This is a genomic window from Neobacillus drentensis (assembly GCF_036965245.1).
In the GTDB taxonomy this organism is placed as follows: Bacteria; Bacillota; Bacilli; order Bacillales; family Cytobacillaceae; genus Neobacillus; species Neobacillus drentensis_G.
Genome location: NZ_JBALPG010000028.1, coordinates 1 through 976, shown reverse-complemented (window position 1 = coordinate 976; position 976 = coordinate 1). Strand labels below are relative to the sequence as shown.

Sequence of the window (976 nt, the reverse complement as noted above, 5' to 3'; positions counted from 1 at the left end):
GGAAATTCAGGGTTTTATCTTCCACAAAGTGTCTTGACGTATAATATCCGCGTTTTGTCGGCAGGACCCCAAATATGTATATTAATATGATTCTAGAATACAAAAAACATCTATCGAAGCTTGAAGATGAGATAGTGTTTTAGTAACAAGTATTGAGGAAAGTAAAATCATCCTATCCATTCCTGAAATCGGAGAAATTAACCGGTTTAATCATCCTAAAAAACTAGTAGCCTTCGCAGGCTTTGATCCAAGTGTCTTTGAATCTGGAACATTCAAAGGTACTTTGAACCGTATCACTAAAAGAGGTTCCTGCCGACTACGTCATGCCCTATTTATGGCTGTACGAAGTGCTATTCGTGATTGTCGTAAGAAGAAACTGACAGATGAAATAATCCCTCGAAATAAGAGATTATGAGAATTTTATGATAAGAAACGTGAGCAAGGAAAACCCTTCAAAGTAGCTGTCATAGTATGTGCCAATAAACTCTTACATTGGATTTATGTACTTTTAAAAAGTAAAAGAATTTTCCAAGATCTAGCTTAGTATAAAAATATAACTAAACATGATAAAAATTTCCAAGGGTAAGCTCTGGAAGGTTATTTGTCATGCACAAAATTAGTATAGCATGAACTGTTTTAAGTTTTTATTGAAAAATGTTGACAAACTATTAGCTGGTTGAATAAGAGAGCCGTAATAACGGCACACTAAACGACAATTAAATTGACAATAGTATTGGACTTCTTTTTCAATTGTACAATGCTTATTGTCCGTCATAAAAACAATGTCATTTGGTATGCCAAATCTTATTAAAAATAAGTAAAATCCTTGATAAATAATTAAAATGACGTATGCCAATTAATACGTCAAATCTTGTGTCATTTATTAAGAAAGCACCCGAAAACGGAACCCTTTACTGTCTGAATACTGTTTTCTTTCGGACAGGGAAAGGTGGAAAAAGCTTGATCCTGTCTGAAT

General features: G+C 33.6%; 1 pseudogene. It reads left to right on the top strand.

What is annotated here, in order from left to right:
- Positions 1 to 74: 74 nt before the first annotated feature.
- Positions 75 to 544: pseudogene (locus V7150_RS08025) on the top strand (transposase); the annotation flags it as partial.
- Positions 545 to 976 lie beyond the last annotated feature (432 nt).